This window comes from Arthrobacter sp. SAFR-179 (assembly GCF_059414945.1).
Genome location: NZ_JBPFDM010000004.1, coordinates 210,144 through 236,277 on the forward strand (window position 1 = coordinate 210,144; position 26,134 = coordinate 236,277).

24 protein-coding genes and 2 pseudogenes are annotated in these 26,134 nt (G+C 60.9%); 14 read left to right on the forward strand and 12 right to left on the reverse strand.

Going from position 1 to position 26,134, the window contains the following annotated elements; translation table 11 throughout:
* Positions 1 to 332: 332 nt before the first annotated feature.
* Complete coding sequence (locus tag ACR65K_RS09765; protein ID WP_440152629.1) at positions 333 to 674, forward strand: LbetaH domain-containing protein; 342 nt, start codon at positions 333 to 335, stop codon at positions 672 to 674.
* Positions 675 to 795: 121 nt separating this feature from the next.
* Here ACR65K_RS09765 and ACR65K_RS09770 read toward each other — a convergent pair whose 3' ends face one another.
* Positions 796 to 1,230, reverse strand: a complete 435-nt coding sequence (locus ACR65K_RS09770; protein ID WP_440152522.1) for a helix-turn-helix domain-containing protein — start codon at positions 1,228 to 1,230, stop codon at positions 796 to 798.
* A gap of 350 nt (positions 1,231 to 1,580) precedes the next feature.
* On the opposite strand from ACR65K_RS09770, the gene ACR65K_RS09775 reads away from it, so the two are divergent.
* From ACR65K_RS09775 to ACR65K_RS09790, 4 genes are all read left to right on the forward strand, one after another.
* A complete protein-coding gene (locus tag ACR65K_RS09775) occupies positions 1,581 to 1,949 on the forward strand; it encodes a Fic family protein (protein ID WP_440152523.1) in 369 nt (122 codons plus the stop codon).
* Between the two features lie 366 nt (positions 1,950 to 2,315).
* Positions 2,316 to 2,747, forward strand: coding sequence for an acyl-CoA thioesterase (locus ACR65K_RS09780; protein ID WP_440152524.1), 432 nt, complete (start codon positions 2,316 to 2,318; stop codon positions 2,745 to 2,747).
* A gap of 140 nt (positions 2,748 to 2,887) precedes the next feature.
* Complete coding sequence (locus ACR65K_RS09785; protein WP_440152525.1) at positions 2,888 to 3,925, forward strand: nucleoid-associated protein; 1,038 nt, start codon at positions 2,888 to 2,890, stop codon at positions 3,923 to 3,925.
* A 1-nt stretch (position 3,926) separates the two neighbouring features.
* Entirely contained in the window at positions 3,927 to 4,895 is a 969-nt protein-coding gene (locus ACR65K_RS09790; RefSeq protein WP_440152630.1) for a RelA/SpoT-related domain-containing protein, read from the forward strand.
* Between the two features lie 307 nt (positions 4,896 to 5,202).
* Here the strand turns inward: ACR65K_RS09790 and ACR65K_RS09795 are convergent, their stop codons facing one another.
* From ACR65K_RS09795 to ACR65K_RS09810, 4 genes are all read right to left on the reverse strand, one after another.
* Positions 5,203 to 6,231 (reverse strand): DUF4192 domain-containing protein, encoded by a 1,029-nt coding sequence (locus tag ACR65K_RS09795; protein WP_440152526.1) that lies wholly within the window; start codon positions 6,229 to 6,231, stop codon positions 5,203 to 5,205.
* Between the two features lie 392 nt (positions 6,232 to 6,623).
* Positions 6,624 to 7,073 carry a hypothetical protein gene (locus ACR65K_RS09800; RefSeq protein ID WP_440152527.1) on the reverse strand — a complete coding sequence of 150 codons (450 nt, stop codon included), beginning with the start codon at positions 7,071 to 7,073 and terminating at the stop codon, positions 6,624 to 6,626.
* A gap of 938 nt (positions 7,074 to 8,011) precedes the next feature.
* The gene (locus tag ACR65K_RS09805; protein WP_440152528.1) at positions 8,012 to 8,386 is read right to left on the reverse strand and encodes a hypothetical protein; all 375 of its coding nucleotides are present in this window, start codon (positions 8,384 to 8,386) and stop codon (positions 8,012 to 8,014) included.
* 103 nt (positions 8,387 to 8,489) lie between these two features.
* Positions 8,490 to 8,882, reverse strand: coding sequence for a hypothetical protein (locus ACR65K_RS09810; protein ID WP_440152529.1), 393 nt, complete (start codon positions 8,880 to 8,882; stop codon positions 8,490 to 8,492).
* 58 nt (positions 8,883 to 8,940) lie between these two features.
* Between ACR65K_RS09810 and ACR65K_RS09815 the strand changes: the two are divergent.
* Both ACR65K_RS09815 and ACR65K_RS09820 read left to right on the forward strand, forming a co-directional pair.
* A pseudogene (locus ACR65K_RS09815) lies at positions 8,941 to 9,087 on the forward strand (aldehyde dehydrogenase family protein); the annotation flags it as partial.
* Positions 9,088 to 9,576: 489 nt separating this feature from the next.
* Complete coding sequence (locus tag ACR65K_RS09820) at positions 9,577 to 9,789, forward strand: hypothetical protein (RefSeq protein ID WP_440152530.1); 213 nt, start codon at positions 9,577 to 9,579, stop codon at positions 9,787 to 9,789.
* 55 nt (positions 9,790 to 9,844) lie between these two features.
* Here the strand turns inward: ACR65K_RS09820 and ACR65K_RS09825 are convergent, their stop codons facing one another.
* The 4 genes and pseudogenes from ACR65K_RS09825 to ACR65K_RS09840 all read right to left on the reverse strand — a co-directional run bounded on the left by ACR65K_RS09825 (position 9,845) and on the right by ACR65K_RS09840 (position 13,834).
* Positions 9,845 to 10,753 carry a hypothetical protein gene (locus ACR65K_RS09825; protein WP_440152531.1) on the reverse strand — a complete coding sequence of 303 codons (909 nt, stop codon included), beginning with the start codon at positions 10,751 to 10,753 and terminating at the stop codon, positions 9,845 to 9,847.
* A complete protein-coding gene (locus tag ACR65K_RS09830; RefSeq protein ID WP_440152532.1) occupies positions 10,713 to 11,198 on the reverse strand; it encodes a hypothetical protein in 486 nt (161 codons plus the stop codon). The genes ACR65K_RS09825 and ACR65K_RS09830 overlap by 41 nt, the downstream gene beginning before the upstream one ends.
* 169 nt (positions 11,199 to 11,367) lie before the next feature.
* Positions 11,368 to 11,586 (reverse strand): cytidine/deoxycytidylate deaminase family protein, encoded by a 219-nt coding sequence (locus tag ACR65K_RS09835; protein WP_440152533.1) that lies wholly within the window; start codon positions 11,584 to 11,586, stop codon positions 11,368 to 11,370.
* A gap of 1,274 nt (positions 11,587 to 12,860) precedes the next feature.
* Positions 12,861 to 13,834, reverse strand: a pseudogene (locus ACR65K_RS09840) (IS481 family transposase).
* Between the two features lie 469 nt (positions 13,835 to 14,303).
* Here ACR65K_RS09840 and ACR65K_RS09845 point away from each other — a divergent pair.
* On the forward strand, positions 14,304 to 14,675 hold the full coding sequence (locus tag ACR65K_RS09845) for a hypothetical protein (RefSeq protein WP_440152535.1): 372 nt from the start codon (positions 14,304 to 14,306) through the stop codon (positions 14,673 to 14,675).
* A 466-nt stretch (positions 14,676 to 15,141) separates the two neighbouring features.
* Here ACR65K_RS09845 and ACR65K_RS09850 read toward each other — a convergent pair whose 3' ends face one another.
* Together ACR65K_RS09850 and ACR65K_RS09855 are read right to left on the reverse strand one after the other, a co-directional pair.
* Positions 15,142 to 17,001: a hypothetical protein gene (locus ACR65K_RS09850; RefSeq protein WP_440152536.1), complete on the reverse strand. Its 1,860-nt coding sequence runs from the start codon at positions 16,999 to 17,001 to the stop codon at positions 15,142 to 15,144.
* 564 nt (positions 17,002 to 17,565) lie between these two features.
* A complete protein-coding gene (locus ACR65K_RS09855) occupies positions 17,566 to 17,718 on the reverse strand; it encodes a hypothetical protein (protein WP_440152537.1) in 153 nt (50 codons plus the stop codon).
* Between the two features lie 135 nt (positions 17,719 to 17,853).
* On the opposite strand from ACR65K_RS09855, the gene ACR65K_RS09860 reads away from it, so the two are divergent.
* On the forward strand, positions 17,854 to 18,573 hold the full coding sequence (locus ACR65K_RS09860; protein ID WP_440152538.1) for a hypothetical protein: 720 nt from the start codon (positions 17,854 to 17,856) through the stop codon (positions 18,571 to 18,573).
* Positions 18,567 to 19,205 carry an RES family NAD+ phosphorylase gene (locus tag ACR65K_RS09865; RefSeq protein ID WP_440152539.1) on the forward strand — a complete coding sequence of 213 codons (639 nt, stop codon included), beginning with the start codon at positions 18,567 to 18,569 and terminating at the stop codon, positions 19,203 to 19,205. Before ACR65K_RS09860 ends, ACR65K_RS09865 begins: the two co-directional genes overlap by 7 nt.
* Before the next feature lie 323 nt (positions 19,206 to 19,528).
* Here ACR65K_RS09865 and ACR65K_RS09870 read toward each other — a convergent pair whose 3' ends face one another.
* Positions 19,529 to 19,819 (reverse strand): hypothetical protein, encoded by a 291-nt coding sequence (locus ACR65K_RS09870; protein WP_440152540.1) that lies wholly within the window; start codon positions 19,817 to 19,819, stop codon positions 19,529 to 19,531.
* A gap of 1,136 nt (positions 19,820 to 20,955) precedes the next feature.
* Here ACR65K_RS09870 and ACR65K_RS09875 point away from each other — a divergent pair.
* The 4 genes from ACR65K_RS09875 to ACR65K_RS09890 all read left to right on the forward strand — a co-directional run bounded on the left by ACR65K_RS09875 (position 20,956) and on the right by ACR65K_RS09890 (position 26,071).
* Positions 20,956 to 23,325, forward strand: coding sequence for an ATP-binding protein (locus tag ACR65K_RS09875; RefSeq protein ID WP_440152541.1), 2,370 nt, complete (start codon positions 20,956 to 20,958; stop codon positions 23,323 to 23,325).
* Positions 23,322 to 24,203: a pentapeptide repeat-containing protein gene (locus tag ACR65K_RS09880; RefSeq protein WP_440152542.1), complete on the forward strand. Its 882-nt coding sequence runs from the start codon at positions 23,322 to 23,324 to the stop codon at positions 24,201 to 24,203. Before ACR65K_RS09875 ends, ACR65K_RS09880 begins: the two co-directional genes overlap by 4 nt.
* Positions 24,204 to 24,240: 37 nt before the next feature.
* On the forward strand, positions 24,241 to 25,050 hold the full coding sequence (locus ACR65K_RS09885; RefSeq protein WP_440152543.1) for a Cof-type HAD-IIB family hydrolase: 810 nt from the start codon (positions 24,241 to 24,243) through the stop codon (positions 25,048 to 25,050).
* A 76-nt stretch (positions 25,051 to 25,126) separates the two neighbouring features.
* On the forward strand, positions 25,127 to 26,071 hold the full coding sequence (locus ACR65K_RS09890) for a PfkB family carbohydrate kinase (protein WP_440152544.1): 945 nt from the start codon (positions 25,127 to 25,129) through the stop codon (positions 26,069 to 26,071).
* Positions 26,072 to 26,134 lie beyond the last annotated feature (63 nt).

A 26,134-nucleotide genomic window follows, 5' to 3' on the forward strand; every position in this document is an offset into this window, starting at 1 on the left:
AGCACTATAAAGAGGAGTCCTTCATGGCCCCGCCAGTTTACGCTTTTGGTGATGTTGTGCCCGTTGTGCACCCCACGGCATATGTCCACCCGACCGCGAGTCTCATCGGAGACATTATTGTGGGCCCCGGGTGTTATGTCGGTCCACAAGCTTCCTTAAGGGGAGATCTCGGGCGGTTCGTTATGAAGGAAGGGGCAAACCTGCAAGACGGGTGTATTGTCCATACTTTTCCAGGACGCCTAACGGAACTAGGCATGAACGGGCACGTGGGACATGGTGCCGTCCTGCACGGCTGCCACGTGGGCGATGATGTCCTCATCGGTATTGGCGCTATTGTCCTTGATGGCGCGGTCATCGGCAGACAAGCGTTTGTGGGCGCTGGATCGTTGGTTACCTCGAACATAGAGATCCCAGCCCGACACCTCGCTCATGGTAGTCCCGCACGTGTGGTCCGTGAACTGACTCGGGCCGAGTTGGCCTGGAAGGCTGATGGAACCGCGACGTACCACTGGCTCACGCATGTCTCAGGCGATCAGCTCACTGAAACAGAGCCGCTACGCGAGGAAGAGCCCATGCGTCCGGCCCTGTTGCGGTCCCCGGGTAGTGCAAAGACGCTTCATGAGACGAGGGCAGGTACTGAGCCCGGTTCCGCACCGACAACGAAGAGCCGATAGGCGCAAACCTGCTGCTGGTAGGGCTTTCGGTGCCGAACCCGTGATATAGCCGCGCACCCCTATAACGGAGTCTCATGCAGTGTTCAGGCACGTCCATCGACGCACGGGTTGCGCGGTAAGCCTATGACTGACGCATTGCCTTGGGTCCATGGTTCACTAATCCGGTGTCCGGGGAAATTCCTGCCGCAGCGGATTTTCGAAACTCCGAAGGGGTCAAGCCGAACTCGGTCTTGAACGCTTTGGCGAGCCATTGGGCGTCGTGAATACACCATTTTGCCCCCGCCTCGGTGATGGTGAGATGCGCAGTGCCGTAATCAGCAAGGTCACGATGGACAGCCCGCAAATGGGCCTTCCGGATCAGGCCGGTAAGCCCGTGTCCCGTTCCTGCGAACAGGCGCTGAACTGTTTGCACGGATACGTGGTGGATGGAAGCAATCTGCTTCCATCCGAGGCCTGGGTTCTGCAGGTTTCGATTAATATGGGCTTCGAATTCATGCCGAAGCACCTCAGCCATATCCTCGGAGTCGGGCTCATAGTCCTGGAGGAGGCTGGCCAACAGGGCTCCGCCTACTGTGGCCAAATGGTTCGATGCCGCGGTCGCCGGGGCAGCCATGGAAGTGCAGGCGCTGATGAACTGGGCCAGGAGCGGCTCGGCCCCAGAGGTAGTCAACCAAGGATGCGCCCTTCGTCTGTGGCCGCCCGCGGGGGGCCAAGACAGTCGCGGTGCGGTCATGACGGGCGGTGGCTGGAGAAGTTGGCTGCCGAGGAACACACGTCCAAGTCTGCGCTTCTGTTGCAGGGGGCCGAGTTGGTTCTGCAGCGCCACGCGCGCCGCCGTGAGATCAGCGAGGGCCTCGACTTTGTTATGAGCCGTGATGCTGAGTTGCTGAGGCGCCTTGAGGACGCGTGACAGCGTACCTGGACATTGCCGGTGCGCTTCAAGTTGTCGATCGGTACGGGTTTCATAGCCGCGATGTCGGCTTGTTGGCCTCGGCACTGGCCAGGCCGGAAACAACTGACATGGGTTCGGAGGCTTATCCGGAGCTAGCAGTGAAGGCGGTCGTATTATGGATTCGGTCGCCCCGGTTCCATCTACTCATTGATGGAAACAAACGGACGTGCCCGGGGGCGTCAGGTCCCGCGTCAGCGTGGGGGAAAACCCCGTGCTGGTCGTCCCCGCGTCGCACCCTCTTGCCTCGCGAGAGGGCATCCATGTGGAGGAATCTGCTGGTGGACCTTTCGTGGCGCTACCCCCGCACGAAGACTCAGTCCTGAGTGACCCCCAGCGCCGATTAAGCCTAGGCGCCGCTTCGATCCTGATATCGTGCAAAGGGCGCCGGATCCTGGACCACACTGGCCCTGGTCGGAGCCGAAGTCGCGTATTCGCTAACGGATTCTGTTGCAGAGAATGTTACTGACCCCCATGTGCGGTTCGTACGGGTGCTTGATGGGACCCTGCCGATATAGCTGCCGATGGGTCTTGCCCGGAGACTCGAACAACCCTGCCCTACCTCCGGTCTTCTCGCTTGCCAAACAGGTCCGGCCGGGCTCGGCCCACAGCGCCGGCGCGGAGCACTAGCGCAACCAGCATTAGGCCATACCCTGCCCTAATTCCTTTTCACCCAAAAGTAAGGTCTCACCATGGAATCCTCCGACATATCCTTCCGCACCCGAAAGTGGGTTCGGCCAGAAGACCTCAATGCCAACGGAACCTTGTTCGGTGGGAGTCTCCTCAAGTGGATCGATGAAGAAGCAGCAATCTATGCGATCCTCCAGCTCGGCAATGGCAGGGCGGTTACAAAGTACATATCGGAAATCAACTTTGTCAGCTCTGCAGTCCAAGGCGACCTCATCGAGATGGGCCTGACAGCAACTAAATTTGGCCGAACCTCACTGACCATGCGAGCGGAAGTGCGAAACATGATCACTCGGCAAAGCATCCTCACAATCGAGGAGATTGTGTTTGTGAACCTGAACGGCGAGGGCAGGCCCGAGCCCCACGGCTACACGGAAATCACCTACGACAGAGACAGAATTCCCACGCACCACCTGACGGAAACGCCAAACACTTAGGGACGCCAAACTCGGCCCTTCGAACGTGCGCGGCGTGCCCCCGATAACAAGAAGGCTGCGCGTTTTCGGCGCAAGCGCTCGTTTGCAGCTGATAAATTCATTGGAACAAATCTATTTCTTTTCGCATCCAGGAGTTCTCCTTGGCCATCAATCTGTCCAAAGCCATTGTTCACGAGGTGCCGAAGGGTAAACATTCGACGAAAACCGACGTCGATGCCACCCTAAGCACGGAACTTACACCGCTTGCGCCAGAGACGCGTCGATTCATCCTCGACAACATGGTCAAGTTTGCGCTGAAGCACCCCCGCGACATCAAAGCGGATGACAGCCTTGCTTCGAAAACTACTAGTCTCGTGGAAAGAATAATCAAGGACAGCGATGACGGTCCTTTTGTAGAGGCGTCACAGGAGCTGGCGAAGGCACTATTTCGCAGTCAGACAGCAACTAGCCCTTCGGGGATCCTCGTCATCGCTCGCGTCGAGAGGGATGGTCGGGACTCCGTCCTTCTGATGAAGGCTGAACACCAGGAAGGAATGAGACTGCAACGGGACCCTGTTTCAGGCCGTTTGGATCTTGAACATCTTAATGAGCTGATTGTCGGCCAAAATTCCCGGATCTACAAGGTCGCACTCATGGAGCTTGCCGACGACGGAACAGTGATCGGACAGATGGTAGATCAGCAGAACGGTGCGATGTATGCAGACTTCTTTCTGGCAGACTTTCTTGGGTGTCAGCTTGCGGACCGCTCGGAAATCCAGACGAAAGTCTTCATGGATTCCGCTATGGCCTTCTTTAATGAGACGCTGGCTGACACCGTAAAGGGCGCAAGATATGCGGGTGCTCTAACGGCCTACATGAATGCTCCTGGCGAAGACTTCCAGCCGAGTGTTTTCGCAGATGAGTTCCTTGAGGCACGAGATCGGGACGACTTTCTGGATGCAATACCTGACACGGTTGGCGACGCGGTAATCCGCAAAGACATGAAGCTGATCGCCGGAGGCGGTTCCGGGGTGAGGTTCATCGGCCAAGGATTTACCGTCACCGCAAGCAACGAGGCCTTTGAATCGGGGAATATTGATGTCTCCAGAGATGAGAATGGGGCAACTGTCATACGGCTTAGCGGAGACTTGCGGCAGATTCGATTCGGTTCCGTGCCTAAGGCAGCGGCACTTGACTAACGTGAACGTCCTCAGCGATCGCTATATGGAGGAGCTGCCCCACCTTCAGGTCGGGTTGGAACGGTGGAAGGAAAACCTTCTGAAACTGGCCCACGAAATCGACCCAAATGCTCATGTCGACGGCCGAGTCAAGAAGTTGCCGAGTCTTCTGACCAAGGCCTATAAGAATGGACCGGAGAATGCGCGACCTTGGGAGGCATTCGGTGATCTGGTTGCACTTAAGGCTATATTTCCTACTGTCGGAGGCGCCGCAGCCTTCTCGGACCTGCTGGAGTCAGAGTGTCAGACCCGGAGCATATCCTGTGAACTAGATCGGAGGAGACCCTCGCCCGAGAAACTGGAGTACAGTTCAGACCAGTTTGATCTGTGCGATCCCGAGATCTGTGATGGTCAAGGCAACGGTCTAAAGGTGGAGGTACAGGTTCGAACAGTCGCCGGTGACGCCTGGTATATGATCGACCACCGGCTGAGATATAAAAATGCGACCAAGTTGCCGAGTGACCTGCAGCGCCGGGTCCTCCGTTTGATCGTATTAACCGAGTTGTTCGATTCGGAGGTGGCTTCGTTGATCAAAGATGTAAACAAATTTGAATCCGAAACGTCCGCCGGCCTGTTCAACAAGGTGCGAAAGATCTTCACGGATTTCACCCAATCTCATGCTCCTGCTCTCAAACCTGAAGGCTTGTTCGAGATACTGCTCAGCGTCTATAGCGAAGACGACCGGAAGACTTTAGACGCCAAGATACAAGACCTCGTTAACCAAGACGGGGACCGGATCCGGAAGGTCTTTAGCGAGCATGCGTACGGAGCTGAAGACTACGTGGAAAAGTACGACTGGCTCTACATGCAACCGGAGGCGCTTCTCGTCGCCGACCTAGCGCGGAAACCCAGACTGCTTGCAAGCGCCGTGGCAAACACCGACTTCGACCTCATTGTTAACAACATGGCCGACGAGCTGAACCCGCGCTGATCAAAGCCCGCTGGAGTGCGGCCTGAGACGTCACGTCGACGCCGAGCCTCGAAGGGCGCTTAAAATTGCGGATGGAATGTCCGGAAACTGGCGCGACCATTGGGACAACACGTTGCCCTAAGAACTCAAAAGCTTGTCACGCCATCACCAGCCGCCCACGTTGGCGAGACAGAATCCGGGTCTCTTTCGTGACTTCTCCCCTGCCATTTTCCAAGGCCGATAACGTACTTTCGTAAAGCTGCAGAGGTCGCGCGGGCACAGTGTCGAACCAGTCCTGTGGGGTCAAATCCTCTAGCCTCAGTGTTCGTTAATCGAATGGCAGTGCTTTGTAGGCGGTTTCTTTGTTCATGTTCCAGCTCGCGACGAGGCCGGAGCCGATCATCTGGTCACTGAGGCGGGCGAGGCGGTAGGCGGGGTCGGTGTCGAGGGCGAGTTGGAGGAATTGGTGTGCTTTGCTTCCTCGGCCTTCCCACCAGTTGATGTAGCCGATGGTGGTTAGGACGGGTGCTGCGTGTTGCGGGCTGGTGCGGGTGTAGGCATGCAGGAGCAGTTGCTGTGCCCACTCGATACGCGACCACTTCGGAGCGCCGTCCGTTTGCGCGAAGAGGATGTGCTGCATTGGCTCTTCCAAGTCCGGGATGTCGGCAATGAGGCGGTCGCGGATGGCCGGGAACTGAAGGTTGGCTACCAGGGCATGAGAGTCGTCGTCGCTGGGGAAGGAACCAGTGTCCAGCATGCCGCCCCAGAGTTCCCGGGCTTGCCTTGTTGCAGTGTTGGGGGACATGGATCGGATGGCGTCCATGTGGTGTTCGACGGCGGCTGCATTGGCGAGCGCCTCACTGGTGACGGGGAGGGTGACCTGGTCGGTGGGTTGGACAGCGCTGCCGCGGTAGATGAATTCGGCGTTGATGGCGCTGGTCTGGGTGGCGCTGACGGGCAGGGCGAGTTCGTGATCGGGTTCGCCGTCGTAGGGGGAGAAGGTGTCGTCGCCGACGAAGAGTCCGTCGCGGATGGTGATGCCTTGTTCTGCGAGGACTCCGGTGAGGGCTGCGATGGTCGCGGCGTGGGGTTTCGGCTGTCCGGATTGGCAAAGTTCGCTGGTGTAGATGGCGAAGAGCAGGGACGTGGCCGTGGTGTCGCTGGTGAGGTAGTGGGCGACGGTGCGTGCGTAGGGGAGTTCCTGACCTGGTTGCCGGGGAAGGTCGATCCGCAGGGTAGCGCCAACGCTGTTCTCGTTCAGGGTGATGCAGACCAGGCTCTCCTTCGGCCAGAAGCCCAGTGTGTGTCCGATGAAGCTGAGGACATCCGGGGGTGTCTTGATGGTGAGTTTTTCCATGATCCCTGTTCTCCTTGGCCCTTTATGGCCTTGTCTCTCCGGTTGTTGGTGGTGGGCGTCGTTCTGGTAGGGGACCATCCGCTGGGTCGAGGGGCCGGAGTGCAACTTGGGGAACCGGCGCCGGGGGCGAAAACTTCACCCGCAGGGACTGATTCCACTGCGACTATGGAGAAGTTTTCGGTTCCGGGGTCGGCGCGGTAGCGCCCTGGTTGCGCGGAGGACCCGCCCAGCGATCATGGGACATATCAGAATGACAAGCAGCGATACAGCTTCCACTCATCCATCGGACAAGGCAGACCAAACAGCATGACTACTCCACGTGGCGGAGCTGCAAGCAGTTCGCGGACCCTTAGGAACGGCAAAGGGAGCGGCGCGGCTGGGGGTTTGTGGCGTCAGCGATGTTCTGGGCGCATGGCTTCGATGTCGAGTTCGAGCGCAATCTTCTGGTCCAGGGAGAGGGGACGGACGGCCGCTTCGTAGAGGGCGAGCCCCGCAGTCCAGCTCTCCCAATGGCCGTCGCTGCGCAGTATCCCCGGGTGGCGGAGGGCGGCGGCGGTGAGGATTGCGGTGACGACGAGGTCGTAGGGTTTGTTCTCTGTTTTGCAGAACCAAGCATGGTTTCCACGGCCGGCAGCGTTTGCGCTAGGGAGGGAGAAAGTTTCGTAGGCTTCGCCTGCTGCGGCGAAGCCGTTCAGCTTGATCCCGTGGGTTTCGCTGAGGAGCGGCAGCCCTTCACCCTGGGGTCCGCAGATTGTGACACCGGAAGCTTCGATGATTTTCGTGGCATCGGCGACGACTTGGGACGTGGCGGTGAGGCCATGGAAGTAGTGGGTGTAGCCCATGCGCTGCTCCTTCGTAGTCAAGAGCGACTCTAATCCCTCAACAAGTAGAAGGGGGAAGGCGGCGGAACGTAGCGACCTGGTTTCCTGCTATCGGGGATATCGGTGCGCTCGAAGTTGGCCGGCGTGGCTGTTCGGATAAGGGGGTAGAAGTTGGGTGTGGACAATGTCCACACTTTTCGTCTCGGACTGCTTCGTAGAGCTCTCGGACTGCTCCGGATTCCGCATGTTTTCGTGGCTTCCCAGTCTTTTCAAGGCAGAGAATGTAGTTTCGAGTCCCACCTCGGGCACAGTGTTTCCGCAGGTCAGGGGCTTTTTGTCTCTTTTGTGTTGACAAAGCTTGACATTTTCGGCGTTCGGTTGAAGCCCGAAGCGCCTGTGAGCAACCCTATATGCGTTCGTCGGCCAGCAAGCAGGGTTTCGAAATATCGTCAGCTAAGTCTTATGGCTACCCGCCAGCACGGCCGGGGATAGGAAAAGTCGTGCACGCCATCCCCGTATTCGACTCACCGGGATCAGCCTGGCAATGGCCATTAGCCGACATGACTGCACCCGCGTCTACCAAGTATGAGGGCATGCCCTAAGTTTCGTGGCTCCAAGTAGAGTGGCCGGCCGGACTTGGGTGGCCTAGGGAGGTAAAGCCCTGCGTCAACGATGGTTTCGAACTCGGCCATCTTGCGTTCGTCGGCGTTTTCGATCTCGAGCATCACGATGTTCTGGCCAGCGTCGACACGTTGGAGCTAGCTAGGTATGCCCAGCAGGTTGCGGTAGGTGTCCCCGGTGGCCCTCAGGATAACCTGCGGGTCCGTCTGGGTTGTTAGGAACGGCCACCGACTCGGTACTTTGATGTTTACCTCGAAGATGGCGGGTTCCCCGCCGGGGGTGGGTAAGTTCTCATCGCAGCCATGTGTGCGGACCGCGGGGCCCAGCTTCCCGCCGCGCTACTTCGACTCTGGTCCGCCTCGAAGATGAGCGAGTAGAGCGGCCAGAACGACGTCCCCCAGGGAGGGCTTGTCAGGCGGTTCTGGGTCTTCTGGCGGGTCGGGCGGTGGCGGGTCCTCGGGCTGCCCTGGGTCGACTGGAGCAAGAACGGGAGGCGAGGTTCTCAAGCAGTACGCCATCCCAAGGGCGGCACCCCAGAAGTCCTCGTTGCTGGACGCTGAATCCATGCCTTTGTCGGATGCAGAGATGCAGTCGGCGTTTGGGCTGTTGGGGTCTGGGTCGTTGTCGAGGGCCGCTGCCCCGAGGAGTCCCTTATAGCCCTCCCGCTCGACGACCTTCACGAGATCGCCAACGATCGTCGCATAGGAGTCCATGGCCTTCCTCCACTCTTGCCTTGCGGACGGGCCACCCTGCAGCCCCTGGTTGGCATCAGAGTACGCGGCCAAAGATGTGCGCGGTATAGGGGGAGCTACCCTCTCAGATCCCCATGTCGTGATGCAGTCCGACGGTGGCGAACACAATCCGGCCGTCGGTGCCGCCCCAGAGCTGTATGCGCCGGGCTGAAGCGGTTTTGACCTGGAGCGCGACCCGCCAAGCGGTCCTGAGCTGGGGTCCTCCACTCAGGTGGAGGTGCCGGTGACACGGCCGCGGAGGGGGTGCATTTTCCCGGTCGGGCATGGAGACTGCCAGCCCTGTGAGCACTTCGACGGCCACGGCGACGATCTTGGCCGGCCGACACCCCTGAAGGTCGGATTCCGAGGCAAGGAAGCCGTCGGCGAAGCCATAATCGGCCAGGGGAGTGGTGCTCTTGGCCTTGAGGGAGCCGTAGTAGAGGGGGCTGGCCCTCTTTGCCCTTGGCGGTGCTGACACCGGTCTGGATGCCCGCGATGTCGTCCTCGGTGAGGGAGAACAGATCCCCGACGTCCTTGTCCAATCGGGCACCGTATGGATCAACAAACACGGCGCCGTCGACCCCCGCATCCCCTTCGGCAGAGCCAAACAGTCCGGCTACGGCCTCGAGTTCGGCGTCGACGGATTCAAAGCCCTCGGCGTCCCCCAGGTCATCAACGGCTAAGCCCCTTAAGTAGCCCGTGCTTGCCTGCCGTCGGCCAAGCACGGGCTATCCCCTTTGTCTGCCCTTTAATGGGAAGAGCGCGATCAAGAAATAGCTCGATGCCACACGGAGCCCAATGTTGGTCGCCCCGGACTCAGGCTGGATCTGGCAGACAGACATAAGCATTCATCGGTTCCGAGCTGCGCGAGCGATATGGTCCCCGGAGGCGGCCCAGTCCTGGGCCAAATGTCACTATAAAAGAGGGTCACCCGCTGAACACGGCTCCGCCGGTTCAGCTTCAGTGGAGAAGAAGCGATAAGCCAAGCAGTCAACACCGTCGATCGGTTACATGCCAATACGCGGCGCGTCGGCCCCTGGAGGGGTCCGGATGCCGCCGGTTGCCCTGTGATGATGCGACTTCGTTGTCGCAACGGTGGCAGTCGGGACAGCACGGCCTCGTATTGAGGCCGATTGCCTACCCCCAGGCAGTGATTGAACCGTCGTGAAGACTTGGGCAACTTCGAGGCCCAGGCGGCTTCATCTCTGGCCGGGGTGGAGTTCCAGCTGGAAGACATTGCCTTCAGCGCGGACGTTATGGCCTACAACGGCGGAGACGCAAGCCTTCAATACGTGCGGGTCAAGTCGGACGGCTCGTTCCGTGGCCCGCTCGTCACCAATAAGAAGACCCTAGTGGAGGCCTTGCAGTTCCACGCCCGGCATTGATCTTAGGAATCGATGCGGAGCAGGGCTGGGAGCTTGGCGCGGCTGGCCGAACCTACTACTGGCCCCGGTGGATGGCTACATAGCTGGAGGTTGGCAGCCTGAGTGTGGTGTCATCCGTGCAGTCAAACAGCACGTACCGGTTCGAGTCCCCGCCGAGCAGCAGGAGGTTCCGTTCCGGGAACCGGGGGCTCAGCGTTGTGCTGTCGAGCAGTTCCACTTTGGTGCCGCTATAGTTCATCCCGGGAACGGTATCCGGGGTCTGGCAATCCTTGACGGAGAGTGCTTCTTCGTTCGCCAGCAGCGGCAGTCCGACCGCCATGATCGCAAGAGTCCAGAAGAGGAACAGTGCGAGAAGCCGGTACCTCTTTTCATTCGCCTCGTAGACAAAGCCAAGGAGAGGGCGGCTGACGATCGCAGCGATGCCGTAGTAGAGTCTGCGGCGCTCTTTGACCTCATCCCGGTCCAGGATGTCCTTCCGGTCCAGTTCGCGGAGCCGGGATTGGCGGCGGAGCGCGTAGGCCATCAGCTTGCGGCCGAAAAATCTCGACTCATTAGCGGCTTGTGCGGCAACCACGTATGCATCGAATTCAGAATCGGTCATTCGCGCCAGAGCTGCGCGTCCGCCGCCGTTCCACTTACGGTAGCTGGCTCCAATGTTTACAGCGGTGGGGACGGGGCCAAAGAGCAGGTAGAAGGAAAGGATGCTTGCTGCCGCTGCGACGACGACGACCAGCACCGAAGACTGGGCGAGGAGCTGCGCGTATCCCAGTCCAACTTCCTCAGGGGAGGTTCCTAGATGCTCGTAAAAGATTGCAAATGGAATGCGCAGGAAGACGTACAGCGCTACTCCGGCTGCACCCAGCCAGGCAACATCCACCCGCAGAGCTCGACGCTTGTTCTGCGGTGAAGTTGCGATCTGGCCGTCACTGTTCCCTTGCGCGTCGCCAGCGGAGCTCCCTGTCATCACTGCAGTATGCACCGGCGCAGAATGAAGTTCGGGACCGACTCGCGTACCGCTCAGCCGTCAGTATTCGATGCGCAGGCGTGGCGGGAGTCTGGCGCGGGCGCCGCTGCCCGACCGGGAGGCCCCTGACCAACTCGGGCGGGAGCGGCGCCGGGTGCGGGACGCCGGTGCCGGATCGCCCTAACGGCGATCCGATCAGGTGGGTGTGGTCGCCGGTGCGCAACCAGTGCGGGCTCGCAGCGAGCAGCGGAGCGTCGTCCCCGACGGCAATCGGGTCGAACGTTTCCCATGGGGTGAAGTCGTAGTCGGAGAGCAGGTGGCGCTGGACCCAGCGGTCAGGGCCGGTGCCGGCACCCAGGGCGAAGGCGGCGGTCAGGTTGAGGAACTCCTCGGAGAGGACGTGCTCGGCCGTGCCAGCGGTGTTGCCCGAATCAGCTTCCAGCACCCGTCACACGGCTTCTTCGTGGTGGTGAGCAGTGAGCCGTCCATGTCCGTCCAGCTGTCACGGATGATGGCGTTGGCCTCGGCGTGTACGCTGATGCAGGCACCCGGACCTGTGTCGTAGGAGCTGGGGTAATCTTTGCCGACCGTGGCCCGCGGGCAGGCGCCGCTGGTCAGGCAGCCGGGCGTGCCCGACGGAGCCCCTTGAAGCCGGTCGCGACGATCCGCATGTCGGCGGTCATGATGACGGCGCCGGCGTGGGCACGCGAGCAGTCGGCGCGGGCAGCGACGGCCGTCGCTAGGCCCATGGCCCATTCACTCCAGTTCAGTCGGGGATCCGCGGCCGGGGCACCGTCTGCCAGGGTGGCAAGCTGGTCTGTTATGGACGTCATGTGTGCGGACGCTATCCCAGCCCTCAACGCGGAGAAGGCATTAGGGCTCGTGAGCCAGTACCCCCTCATACCGATTTTGTCGGGGTCAGCAGAACCAGCCGATTTCGGCGATGACCTGTTCAACGGCCTGGTGAAGCGTCATGGGCCCCCATGTGTTCGACAACGTCCGCATAGTTCTGGGGGTGAGTCTGTGCCATTGAGCCGAGGCAGGACTGCCTACACCTGGTTTTGCTTATGGTGCTCGTTCTTACAGACCACCGTCACTCGGTCATCAATTCGGACCACTGTGCATACTTTGTTGTCTTTCGATTTCGTGCTGTCAGCGGATGAAGGGCCTGCTGCCAGTACAATTCCGCCGAGGACCAGACCGACAGTGAGTGCAGCAGAGGCAAGAAGACGAGATGCCTTGTTCATGGAATTTCCTCATGTGATCAAAGGATGAAGAATCGTCTGGAGGACCAGGAAAAGAGGCAGGCTACGGCTCTGCTCTTTGACGAGAGTGGGACCAACGATACGGAGCCTAGTCCGATGGGGCAACAGCTTGTACACCCCCACTGGCCCCCTTCAAATCTCGAGCATTAGGTATTCGCGACCCAGTTAATTAGGTAGTGCCAAGGCTCCCCTCGTAGTGGAGGAACCCGCCGCCAGTCAAAGGCTATACGGCCGATTTTGAGGACGCCTGCTCTTGGAAATCCCTTTTTTGGACTGGCCGGCTCCCCCCTGATAAGCGTGAACGTCGGCTCGGCTCCGATCTTTGCGAAGTGGGGCAGCAGTTCGGTGGAGCTGGATTCGCCCTCATCCAACGGGTACTCCTGCCAATAGTTCATCCCGTCCATCCGGCTTAAAGGAGTGCGGAGCTGGCCGCCGTCGCTCGCGCATGGCGTCCTGTGGGCGCCCACTGAGGTCTGCTGTGTACTCCAAGGGCTCGGTTGCCTGCCGGATCCCCTCCAGCTGTTCGCCCGGGCGTAACTGCGGAGGTAGAGCTCGCGGCCGTGCTCGAACCGGCGGATGGCTGGTCCTCCAGCGGTGTGATCTCGGGGAGCGTGATGTGAGTAGTCGTGGTGGCCCTAGATTCCGCCGATGTCGCGGACGGCCGCTTCGCCGCCGTCATCGTTGGCCCGAGGAACCAGAGCGACATTCGGCATGCTTGGGCGATGATCGCCTTGTTGACAAAGTCGGCCTTGGCCCAGAGCTCCAACAGCTTGGTCGTGAAGCCGCCCGGTTCGATGCCGACCTTGTTCAGGTAGTCGAGCAGGTCCCGCGCCTAGGTGTACTCAGTCAGTAGGTTGGTTGCACCTGCTGATTGGTGGCTTGCCTCTGAGGCTGCCGTGGTGCCGGTGGTTGTTGTAGAAGTCTAGCCATGGTTGCAGGGCATCTGTCCGGGCTTGGTTGGATGTGAAGGGTTGACGGTAGGCCCAGCCTTCTTGGAGGGTGCGGTTGAAGCGTTCTGCTTTGCCGTTCTGCCAGGGATGCCTGGGCTTGATGAGGATGTGTGTGGCCCCCAAAGCTGTCAAGGCGGTTTGGAAGTCGCGGGAGAGCCGATAGGCGAAAGCGTTGTCCGTCATGACCCGTACCACCGGTGCGCCCTGGGCTGCCATGGCGGCGGCTGACCGGGTGAGGAACCCGGCGCAGGTCGGGCCTTTCTCGTCCACAAGACCTCGGCGTAAGCGAAGCGGGAGTGGTCATCGACAGCGACATGGACGTAGTCAAAGCCCAGGTTTTTGCCGGAGGAGCGGTGATTGGCCGGGCTCTGCGAAGGGTCGGCCCGCCAGCCGCCACCGTCGGGGATACGGCCAAGTTTCTTGACCTCAATGTGGATCATGTCGCCGGGAACGTCGCGTTCGTAGCGGCGGTCGGTGGCCCGGGAAGCCTGGATCCGTTCCCCGGTGACCGGGTCAAGGTCCCACAACCTGGGCATCCCGACCCTAGCCAGGATCCGGGAGACCGTCCTGGCGCTCGTGCCGCAGCGCAAGGCCAGGTCCGTTGGGCCTTCGCGGTGTTTCATGCGCTGGGTCAGGACATCGTCAACGACTTCCGCGGAGGTCGCATGCGGGCACGACCTCGGACGGGAGCTGCGGTCCTCAAGGCCGGCCCAGCCGTGGGTCCGGTACCTGCTGATCCAGCGGTGCGCGCAGGTCCTTGAGATGCCCAGTTCTTTGGCCACGTGAGCTACTGGACGGCCGGCGAGGACGCGCTCGACGATGATCCACCTACCATCCGGAGTCAAACGGGCATTACGGTGGACCATGAAGACCTCTTAGTCGTTGGCTGTGTGTGGTAACCACCAACCTAAGAGGTCTTCACCTATTCACGATGTAACCAACGTCCTGACTCAGTACACCCTAGGAGCGGACAGTGTCGATGTACGCGCTCTTCTGGTTCGGATCAGTTTCCATGCGCCCTATGTGTGGGGCACAGGTCAAACCGTCACCACGGAAGCCCTTGGTTGATCTTGAGCCAATGTTGCGGGGGCTGTGTGTATTATCTCGCAACCGCTCGGGAGGGCGGTTTCTCACGATCACCTGGGGGAGACAATGACGATGCCCGAGATACCCAACCGGCCACCAGTGCAGCCAGCAACACCTGCGGAGGAGGTACGGGCTCGCCTGCTGCCAGGCAGGTCCCGAAAGCCGCAACGGAAGACAGCAATCGCAGCCACCGCCGCCCTGGTTGCCGGGGTCGTACTCGGCGCAGCCGGAACCCTCCTGGCTGGGTCCATGGTTGGGTCTAATGCAACCGCTGCTGCCGAATCGTCGGCCACCCCGATAACCACCGTCGCAGCCGCATATATCCTCAAGGAGGCCGCCACCCACTGCGGCGTACCGCACGATGCTGATGCCAAGCTCGGCGACAATGACACCAGCCTCACCCTTAATGGAAAAGGCAAGGAGGACCTTCTCACCGGCCTGCCGGACAGTATGTTCGACTGCATTCTGAAGGCCGCCAAGACACCGGATTACGTACGGTCACAAATGGGCAGCACCCGGGCTCTGGACGGCACCCAACACGCAAGCTGGGACAAGATCAGTGCCAGCTGGACCTACCACCCGAATACCGGGCTGGACGTGGTCCTGAACGAGGCGAAATAGGCGTCCGGCCCTAACAGGAGGGCTGGAACCGTTTCGCGCGCGGGGTCGGCTTGAACCGTGGCCCGGCCGCGACCCAGGACTGGATTGACGCATCGAATCGATCCGTGCCCTGCCCGGGATCTGCCGGAGTCGGTTCAACCCTTCCTCAGTGTCGACGCGGGCGCCGTCCTGCGGGGGTAGAGCAGAGTGATCTTGCTAGCGGGGTTGTACTTGCAGTCGGGGGACAGGAAGTATGGGACGCCGATGAAGACATCGCATGGGTCTTGCCCGAGGTCAAACGGTCGCGGCGTTCCTGAGGATGTAGCGCGAGGCCAGATGGATGAGGGTGGCCGGGCCATCAGCCACCGTCCTTCCCGGCGTCGAACAGGCGCCAAAGCTTCGCTGCCACCGCCTCGGGCTTCTCGTTGCTTTGTAGCCGGGTGAGGGGGAAAAGTTTTACTTCTCTCCGCACCTGTCACGTGAGGGGCTACCGGTATGCCGTCTTGACATCGATTCTCCTGGCCGCGGTGGTGTCTCCGTTGGCGGTTGCGACCTGCCAATAACCATCGGCTGTCACGGGCGGGTAGAGCGCATAGTGCCTCAGATCGTTATTCCAGAGCTCCGGTTCACCGACCCGCCAGACACCCCCGGAGGGGCCGAAGCAGGACCCGGCCCAGTACGGGTATCCGGGGATTCCTTGGGGCCCTGCACCGGAGGCTCTCACGCAGACCGTCCCGTCAACCAGTTCGACCCGAACGGGGCTGCTCTGGTCGGGTGCGCCGGTATTTTGCCTAAAGCCAAAGTTGTCACCCAACTGCATGTTCTTGAGCAGCGTGGTGAGGGCTTTCCCGTCCTGCGTGACGCCTATGCACAGGAAATCGTGCGCGGCCGAGGGGTTCTGGAAGCACGGGTCGAAGATCCCCGGCCAGTAGCAGCGGAAGCCGTCCTTGCGGGGTGCGATCTCGGAGCCATTGCAGCCGGATCCGGAATTGTTGGTTGACCCGTCGTACGTTTTGTTGACGGCTTTCAGCGTGCCGTCTTTCCAGGGGTCCAGGGTCACGAAGCGCGTAGCACCCTCCATGGTGCCGCTGGTGGACGCCGCCGACGCGGTGATGGTCGACTCGAAGTTCGCCCCGCCCATGAACTCGTTGTAGATGCCTATTGCAGAGGCCGCCAGGAACTGCGGGCCGGCGGTGATGATCGCGAGCAGTATTTGGGCCGCTGGGGAGAGCTTGATGGCTGTGCCGACGCAACCAAAGAAGGACTTGACGATGCCGCCGGCATACGCGACGGTAAGCGGGCTGCCCGCGTCCGCGGTGTCAACGATGTTCTGCATGCACCCGGCCTTGGCGAGGTCGTCGAGTGCCTTCGACTTCACGAAGCTTCCGAGGGCCGTGTCGAAGACCTTCGACAGGATCGACATGAGCAGCATCACCGGGTACTGCTTGAAGCCGATCCGCACAGACCCGGGTGTTCCATTGAACGTGTACTGGGCGTCCGCGCCGGGCATCATGATGCTCTGGTGGTTCTTGATGAAGCCGGAGTTCTGGGCCAGTGCGACGGAAAAGGCCGTCGCCGCCGAAATCTCGACCTTGTTGGACGCAGCGGCGGCAGGCGACGTCGTACTGAGGAACGGGATGGGGGAGTTGGGCGAGGCCGTAACCGTCAGCGAGCCGTTCGACTCGCCGACACACAGCCAGGCCTGCGCCGGGGACACTGCCTTGTAGGTGGAGCCGGCGATCGTAACCGGCTTGTCCACGCAGTCCGGTTTCGGGAACTTGATGCCAAAGCCTTGGTCCATGATTTCGCCCACTTTTCTCATCACGGCACCAAGGTCGAGCTGCACAGGCCACACCCAGGACAGGTGGGGCACTTGGGCGGTGATCGTCCCGGCCGCAGGGTCCAGCGCGGCCTGGACGAGATCAAGTTCCGAAGCGCCTTCGGACTGGATCATCATGGCGACCGTCTGTGCGGTGTCCGCATGGTCCCAGGATGCCAGCCTGTTCTTGTCCACCGGCACGGTCACGGTGAGCGGCTTTGACGGCTGCAGGCCGTCCCCGAGCCTGATCTTGAAGGCTTTGGCAAGCAGCTGCAGGCTGTCCCCGTCGGTGCCCGTCGGGTTCCGGTCTTCAAAGGATGCCTCGACCTTTGTTCCAACCGGTGCCGCGCCAGCCGGAACAACGATATGGACACCGGCTATATTCAGGTCGGCCCCGTTGTCGCCGACCACGCTCTCGGACGGCGGAGCCCCCTTTTGGGCGAACAGGTTGCAGGAGGTCAGCGCCAAGCACATAATCACTAAAGCTGCCAGCAGCGGGATGGCCCGCACCCTACGAAACACCCGCATTTGATCCCCCACTTCGACGGCCGTGGCTACAGCATACGGACGCCTGCCGGTCACCGGGCCAAGGGCGCTGAATGTGACGGCGAAGAGCTTTACGACGACGCCGCACACATGAGGTGGAAGGCAGCAGCGAGTTTCGTTCGGGATGAGGGATGAAGCCGGCGCGCGGTTCGGTATTTACCTTCAAGCCCCGCATAATTGGGTGCTGCGGGCCATACCGGGAGGAGTCCCGATGGGTGTGAGCCTCAACGTTGAGGCCGGCCACTTGTTCGAACTCGACTGCTGGAAGGTGGACTTTTACCCTACCGGGACTTTGCCTAGCGCTGCGGGGAAATCCGGGACGGCCAGCGGTCATGGAATTGGCTCAAGTAACTCCGGCACGGGCGCCCGCTATGTCGGGCCTGCTGCTATAGATCCTGTTACGGGGACAGAAGGTCCAGTTGCCTGCAAAGTTCCGCATGAAGGGCTCTGGCTTCCCCGACGGTGTAGCCCAGGCGCGTCTGAACCTCCCAGTCCTCGACCGCTTCCATGGCCTCGTTCATGCACGAAGCCAGAAGTAGCAGCTCGTCACGGGAGGCCCTGAAGACTACGTGTTCTGGCGGCAATCAGCGCGGCGAGGTCCTCCATCTCAGGGTCGTGTTCATTGCCGGGCGCCCCGTGGTCCATGACGTCTGCCAGGTCGTGGGCGTTCAGAAGCTCGGTGATGACGCTGCGGAGCATGGGGGACTTCGGGCTGATGGTGTTTATTGGCGCCAGTCTAAGATTTTCGCGGGCGGTCGAGTGAGAGACCGGGTCAGGGCCTAGCCGGCTTCAGTCCTATCGCAGGTGACGGAGATGACGGTAGTGTGGGTTGGTATGAAGCGTCATTCAGGCGAGCCTGGCGGAATCGGGGTCACCAACTCCAACGCCTCGAAGGTGACCGCGGCAGCCGCAGCACGAAGTGTGTCCGTTGCCGGTAAGAAGAAGGTGCGGAGATCGCAGTCTTCGAAAACGGTGTATGTCACCGTCGACCAGAAGACCGGCCGGTGGAAGGTGACGCGGCAGGGTCCCCAGGCCAAGCCGAAGGCCGTCCGCGCCGCCGAGGACCGCCTGCGCGAAGACCAGCTGCAGCTGCGCCGGACTGCGCGTGCCCTTGCAGAAGTCCTGGAGCGCACCGGCCAGGGGCTCGAGGCGACCCCTGAAGTGGCGCGCTCCGTGCAGGCTTCCGAGAACCGCTGGCGCACCCTGGCCCGCGAATACGGGCTGCTGGACAGCCGTGCGGTCGCTACGCTGCTTGGCGGTAGCGGGACGAACAGGAACAGGGCCCACCAGCTGGCCAAGGAGGGCAAAATTATCGGGGTGAAACGGGGGAGGGGCACGCTGTACCCGGGCTTCGAGTTCGACCACGGCGAGGTCAGGCCCGTCATCGCGGAGGTCGCCGCCATGGGCCGGCGCAATCACTGGACGGACCCGCACCTGCTCTTGTGGCTGGCCTCCCCGAACGGGTACCTGGAAGGCCGTGTCCCGGCGCAGATGATGGATGAACCGGACAAGATCCTCGAGGCAGCACGCCAGGATATGGCCGAACGTTGGTAGGGCCGGTCCCGGCTCCTCCGACCCCGTTTGATCCCGCCCGGATCGTCCTCCCCGAGGGGACCGTCCTGCACCGCGTCTACGGGGCAGGACCCGACGGCAAACGCCTCCCCACCTCGTTCAATCCAGGGCTGGGGGAGCCGACCAGGTTCGCTTTCTTCGATGATGACCATGGGCCGCCGGTTCCGGTCCTGTACGCCGCGGACAACGTCGAAATCGCCGTATGTGAGTCCGTTCTTCATCATCTGCCGGCCGCCGGCGGGACTCTCTTCCCCCGGCAGTACGCCGACCGGATCGCTGCCGGCGTCACGACACTGCGGCCCCTGAACCTGGCCTCCTTCCGGGGCGTGGGCCTGCGGCACTTCGGGCTGGACCGGTCGCAGCTGACCGACACGGATTCGGCCTGGTATGCCGATACGGTCAAATGGGCAGAGGCTGCCTGGAAGGCGGGCCTGGACGGGTGCGTGTGGACCAGCCGCCGGCTGGACTCCGGAGCCGCCTACGTCTTCTTCGGCCGGGCCGCTGACGCCTTCGCGATCTCGGCTGGCGTTGCCCCGAAGGTCTTCCTTAACGGCCCGGACCTGGACTGGCTCATCGACTTCTGCGCGTTCATCAACATCGACGTCGAGCTCTGACTCCTGGCGGGCTTCGGTGCGTCAAATTCCACTGGTCCTGACCCCGGCGCCCTGGACTCGATGATCAGCTCGTCAGCAGGTTGCTCCGGCAGTATGGGCAGGGTGTGTCCGGGCAGCACTCCCTTAGCGGGGCGCAGATGCAGTCGGCCGGGTCCGTGCTCGGCGGCATCGAGGCGACGAGCGCCAGCCGGATCTCCTGCGGGGACGGCAGCTGGGGGATGTCCCGGAATTCGTTGACCTTTGCGGAGGTCGTCCTCCGTAGGCTGGCCCCTCATCGGTCCCGTAGATCGCCTGGTAAGTGGCGCAGGGTCAGCCGGAAGCTGTCATCGACACTCTCTGCCGTCCTGCTGGTCGTCGATCTCGTCGCCGTAGCCGTTGACGGTCTCCGCGAAGGCGTTCTCCATGCGCGAGCACTCCGCGCACACCTCCATGAACGGGACGTCCTCCGGGGTGGCCATAACCAGGGCCTGGTAGCCGCGCAGCGAATTTCGGGCGTTGACCTGGACGGCACGCTCGGCGGTCGGGTACCTGTGTTGGTTTAGGCGCGTGGCAGCCTGGTGGCGGCGGACCGGGGTATGCAGAGCCAGGACGGCGGCCACCGCGGAGGATGCCACTTAATCTACGGTTTTGACCGTTACGACGGCTTCGTGCAAGTCGCAGGCGCTGGGCTTCTCGGTCGGCGTCTTGACCCGGTCACGGCCGGAGTCGGGGCTGCGATGGCTTTGGCGGCGGCCACGACGCGCCCTCGCGGACGAAGGTCGTGGTGGTCATTGGGTGTCTCTCCTGCGGTAGCGGGGACCTGCATCCGGGCGAATGGGTCGTCCGGGTCCACTGCGGTTTTGGTGTTTTTGGGGTAGCCGGGCGGCTGGGCAGACTCCTCATAGTCGCGGGCGTGAACCATCCCACCGAGTCGTTGTCCACGTCGTCGTTACGGCGCCGCCTTGCGAAGCGGATCAGGGCGGTTATCACGGCCGCAGTGGCGCCATCCATGGCGGAGGCGCCGCCGGCACCGCGGCCAGCTCCTGAGTTCATCCGTACCGTCCCTCTGTCCGAGAAGGCTGGAACGGGCGAAAGCCACGCAAGGAGGACGAGAACCAACAAGGAGCCCGACGACAACCAAAGCGAGTGCAACAATTCCCGCCAAAATGGCGTTTCGTCGGGCCATGCGGCTCCCCAATCTCCGGAGCGCCCCGGCTGACATCAATAAGCTGTCCGGAATGTAGCACTCCTGACGCGCTTTTCCCATGACACGAACTACGGCGTCTCCCAAACGACCCACAGGAAGTGAATACAAGGGGTGCCACAGAAAATTACGGGCAAATTAGCACAAAGGGCTGAGTGGGCTGCGATTTCTTTCCCTGAAACGTCAAAGTGCAATCGAGGTTTCCCGCGACAGCCACTGCCGGCATCAGGGCCGACTGCGGGCGAAATCCTCCAGATACTCCACCCTAAATCCTGTTCTCGACAATCGATCGGTGGTGAGATGACAGAAGTCACTGGGGCTCGCTTTGGGCGGCCGTGGGTCCATTAAAACGTCTTCAACTGGATTATCACGTCTGATGCTGCCGGAAGGCCTGAATTTTGGAAAAGTCAAGGGTGCAATTTGATGTCTACACATTCAGCCGCAGAAACAACGCCCAAAGTAATGGACAGGCTATGACTCACTAGGTTGCTTGACCTGCACCGGGGCCGCCCATAGCATGAGTCCACTATCGCCGATCCGGTGCGATGAGGGGCGTTTGGGGTGTCGGTGAATCGCAATATTGTCGGCGGGTTGTATGGCCGTGACGCAGAGCTAGCGTTAATCAATCGGACACTCGAGCGTGTAAGCAGACGAGAAGTCGGGCCAGCCGGGGCAGTGATTATGCTGAGCGGCGCTAGCGGAGCGGGAAAGTCGGCATTGGCGGAGTCAGTGTTGGTTGCCGCGGAGCAACTGGGGTACGAATGCGTGCGCACGGCATGCGAGCCCTTCCATGAGGGTATGAGTTACTTCCCGGTGCGAGAACTCGTCCGGCAGATGGCTGACGGCCGCCCCGTAGGAGAAGTTGTCGCGGAGCAGTTTGGACCCGGTTCGTCCGAAGTCGAAATGGCTGCCGTGAGCGAATCCATTTCTGCTGATCCTGCAAGCAGAAGAGAAGCTATAGTCGCTACCTTCACGAACGTGATCATGGGTGCCTATCGCAAAGGCAACTCCTCGCCAAAGCTGCTGTTTATCGACGACCTCGAACACTTGGACGTCGGCAGCGCCGACGCCCTCATCTGCCTTGTCTCGCGCCTGAACGAAGGTCCGGTCGTCATTCTGGGGGCCTTTCGTTCCGACCGAGTGGCAGAGCAGGCGCACCCTGTCCGTCCCGTCATCGCTTCCGCACGACGAATGGAAGGAATCTACCAGAATCACGAAATCCGCGGCTTTGACATCACGGGCTTCGGCGCGCTGGTCGAGTCGTTGTTGGGCGGTCCGACTAACCTGCCGGAGCCGGTTACCAAGAAACTTTACGAAGAGACTGAAGGCAATCCGCTCTTTACCCGCGAATTGATCAGGATGCTCTGCTCGCCCGATCCGAGGTCCGGCCGGGTCTCGCTGAGCCGAGTTGAAGATGTCTGGTTATTTGACGGCGACATCGGGTCCTGGGACATCCCCGACTCCGTGGAAGAAGTTATCGCCTCCCGACTGAACCTTCTTGACGTCGCGGAACGGCACGAACTCGAACTTGCTGCTGTGGTTGGCCGGCGGTTCGCGTTCGGCGTTCTTCACGGACTGATGGAGGCGGGTGAAGACGAGCTCCTACGAGACATGGAGAAATTTCTCGACATCGATTTGATCCGCGAGTTGCAGACTAGTGACGAGTCCTTTGAATTCTCACACGGCAAGATCCGCGACGTGCTCTACTCACAGCTGAGTGGATTGCGTAAGCGTCGGCTTCACGCTCAGGTTGCTGACGTGATTTCCAACCTGCGCGCGAGTTCGAACGAGGATTGGGACGCCTTGATCGGGGAGCACCTATACTTGGCCGCAAAGCACGCGGATGCCTTCCCATACCTCCTTCGGGCTGCACGAAACGCGCAGGCCATGGGAGCCTCTTCAGAGGCCGCTGCCCTGTTCGTCAAAGTGCTGGAGTCTTCGAACGGAGTCGTTTTCGACGGGGACGACTCACGAGCTTCGATCCAGCTTGAGCTAGTTAACTCCTATATAAGCGCGAGTGAGGTTGCAGAAGCCGGTCGTTTATTGGCGCAGCTTACCGGTGGGGAGAATCCGCCTTCCGTGCGGACCGTGGCGCTCAATTTGCTCGGCGATGTGCTCCTGTATGAGGGAGAGATTGACCAGGCCCTCGAAGCCTACGAAGAAAGTCGCAGGCTCGCGGAAGCACTCGACGACACCGTTGCCATGTGCGAGGTGCATTGTGATTTAGCCGAACTTCACGGGCGCCAGTACGAACGGCAGGCGGGTATCGCGCCAGACAGTGCTGAAAACCATCGCGTCCAGTATGTGGCACACGTTGATAAAGCGTTTGCAATGCGCGGCGACCTCGCTCCTGGCCCTCTACGGGCACGGGCACTACGGAACAAGGCCAAACTGTCACGTGTCTCCGGAGATTTATCGGTGGCCGAAAGCCTTTACCGTCAGGCGATCGACACTGTTGATAGCCGCGTGGCCAGCCACAGGTTTCTCATTCCGTACGCAAAGACGCTTCGAAGGGCGGGTAAGGCAGCTGAGGCGCTCGACCATATCGAGCGCGTCATCTCGTGGAGCACACAGGTTGGTTCTGTCCGGTCCCAAGCAATCGGCTGGCAGTACAAGGCGACGTTCCTAATGACTCTCGCCGAAGATAACAGATCTTTTTCTGAGGCGAATGCCTCGGCCGAGCGAGCCTTGCACGGACATCAATCAATAGGCTACGCCCAGGGTATTCGTGAGACTCAAATCGTACTCGGGGAGATCGCCCTTAGAACAGGTGATCTAAAACGCGCTCTTGAGTGGTTTGCGTCGGCCGCGGACTCCATAAAGCTTGAGTCTGGCCACTTATTGGAAGCCATTGCAATTGAACTCGACGCTAACGGAGAGGAAGATCGTGCGGCCCTGATCCGCGATGCAATCCAAGCCGAGGCAGCTACAGCATGAGGCGGCTATGGTCAAAGCTCAAATCGACGAGCCTTCCTGCCTTAATACTAATTGCCTTCATTTTCGTGGTTGGTATGACAATGTGGGTCCTCGGACCCACGGAAGGTAACAAGTTTTCAGATTTAGGGATCAATCTGGGTGTTGGCGCTGTGATCGGCGTAGCCATCCTGTATGTCGAAGCGCTGCTCGGTCGGGCGGAGGCGGAACGTGAGCGCCGTCTTGCTGAGGAGCATCGGTTCGTGCAGACGCTCATCGCCGCTCCTGACTTAACGGAGATCCGCATAGCGGGGAGGAGTTTGGCGGGGATCATACTCGCCTCGCGCGACCTGAGTGGCAGCGACCTCTCTCTTAGTGACCTGACCCGCGCAGACCTCCGAAAGTCGAATCTCTCGAGGGCCGACCTGAGCGGTTCAGGTGCCGTGGGGCTAAACCTGCACGGCGCGACCGTTGATGCACTAAAGGTACGGAACGTGGAGTGGACGGCGGCCAGCCTCTCGCGCCTCGCTGGGTCGGATGTCGACTTCACCGACGCTCGCATTGTTGATTCGTTCCTGGCGGATGTCCGGCTTCCACGGGCCGTGCTGGACAGGGCAGATTTGGAGCGAGCGGATCTGCGCCGCGCCGATTTATCGGACTGCAGGGGCACCAATGTCGTTCTCCGCGCCGCAGATCTCCGGGCAGCGAGTCTGCGTGGAGGTCGGCTGAAAGACGCCGATCTGCGCGATGCTGACCTGCGCGCTGCTGATCTGCGGAACGCCACGATCGAGACGCCGGACCTGCGGGGTGCTGACCTTCGCGACTGCAACGTCGAGGGGCTCGTCCTACGGGATCCGCTAGTCGACGATCGCACGCGAATGCCTGTTCTGGCTCATACCTGACTAAATCGGTTCCAATCAGCTTAAGGAGATCAAATCCATGGCCATGTTCTGCACAGATATCGACGGTACGTTGCTCAACCCTGATCGAACATTGTCCTTACGTACGATCGATGCTGTCCGGGCAATCCGTGCCGCAGGTCACGCATTCGTGCTTTGTTCTTCGCGCATGCCAGAGTCCATGCGGATCCTCGAACGGCTGTACGGCGGTGCGGATGAGCCGCTCATCGCCTACAACGGAGGGCTCGTGCTGTCCCGATCGGGCTCGGTTGTCCACGACGTCGCAATCGCACCGGAGCACGCCCGAACGGTCGCCGAATATTGTACCGATGTCGAGTTGCACGCCAGCTTCTTCGCCGGTGAGAACTGGCACGTCTGGGGCAACGATTCGTGGACCGCTCGTGAAATCAACAACACCGGGGTCTCACCCCACTCGATGTCCTCAAAGCAATACATCTCCTCCGGTCGGGTTGACGCGCATCCCCCGCATAAGATCATGTGCATGGGGGAGGAGACGCTTGTGGATGGAATCGAAGCACTGTTAAGTTCCGTGCCTGGTGTCGTCACCTACCGGTCGAAAGACACTTACCTCGAAATTGCCAACTCGGCATGCTCGAAAGGCCTAGGCGTGGAGGCCGCCGCAGAAGAGCTTGGCTACGACAAAGGGGACTGCTACTTCTTCGGCGACAACTACAACGACATACCTGCTTTCGCTGCCGTGGGAACCTCCATCGCAGTCGCGAACAGCAAGCAGGCAGTGCTCGATGCGGCGACAGTCACTACAGGTCGCCACCATGATGACGGGGTCGCGGCATTCCTCGAGACATGGCTCGCTGAAGCTGAAAGGTGATAGCTATGCTCTACGTGTCCGTGCATTCTCACACGAGTACGCGGACACCCGGGAGTCAACATGGCGGCGCGAGCGCGTGATCCGTACAGTAACCCTTAGCCCCGGCTTTGACCACGAAGTCCATGTCGACCGCATCGATCCCGGTAAGGTCGGCCACGTGATGTCTTGGCGGGTTCGCGCTGCGGGCAAGGGAATGAATGTCGCACGCTTTGCGAGGTCGCTTGAAGCGGAAGTTCAAGCCTACTCACTTGTCGGCACCCTCGACGAGGAGAGGTTCCGCAGCGCTGCGGCGGCTGACGGTGTTGATGTCGACACGATCGCCGTTCCCGGGTCGACACGCAACAATTTGACTCTCACAAGTGACGCTATAGGTCCCATGGCAGGCCATGCCAGTGGGCCCCGGCTCGGGGCTGTCCCTGTTGAAGCGGTTGACCGACTGATTAGGAAACTGCTTCGTGACATACGTCCCCGGGACATCGTGGTCTTAAGTGGCGCAGTCCCTGACGGTATTGGTGCCGTCACCTGGGCTCTCGCGGCGGAATCCATCGTAGCTGCCGGTGGCGACGTCGTTGTCGATGGGCAGGGGGCTGCGCTTGTAGAGGCCGTATGCACTGGTGCCGTGACCATGACAAAGCCAAATGAGAATGAGGTTAATGTGCTCCCGGGTGTGCGGCCCTATGAGCCGGTGCTGTCCCGTGCGGTCGCGGGGCTCCGCTGGATGCTGTCACAGGGCGTCGACGAGCCTGTTGTATCGCTCGGCGCACGAGGGATTGTCCACTGCCTGGACGACGTGATTATGCTAACCAGCTGTCCGGTCGCCGAAGCTCGTATAGCTGTTGCGGCCGGTGATGCCTTCGTCGCCGGCTATTGCGTTGGAGCGTCAGTACAATCAACAAGCAAAGTGCTGCCCGTCGATCTTGCTGTCGCCTCAGCAGCCGCTCATGTAGCCGGTGACGTAGGGCTGAAGACGGTACGCGCGCGTATCTCATCGATCGAAAAAACCGTGCTCGAGCCGCTTTAAACTTTGAGGCCGTTTCATCAACGGCTCGAGGGCCGAGCGCATGTGGCCTTGGTTGCCGCGGCG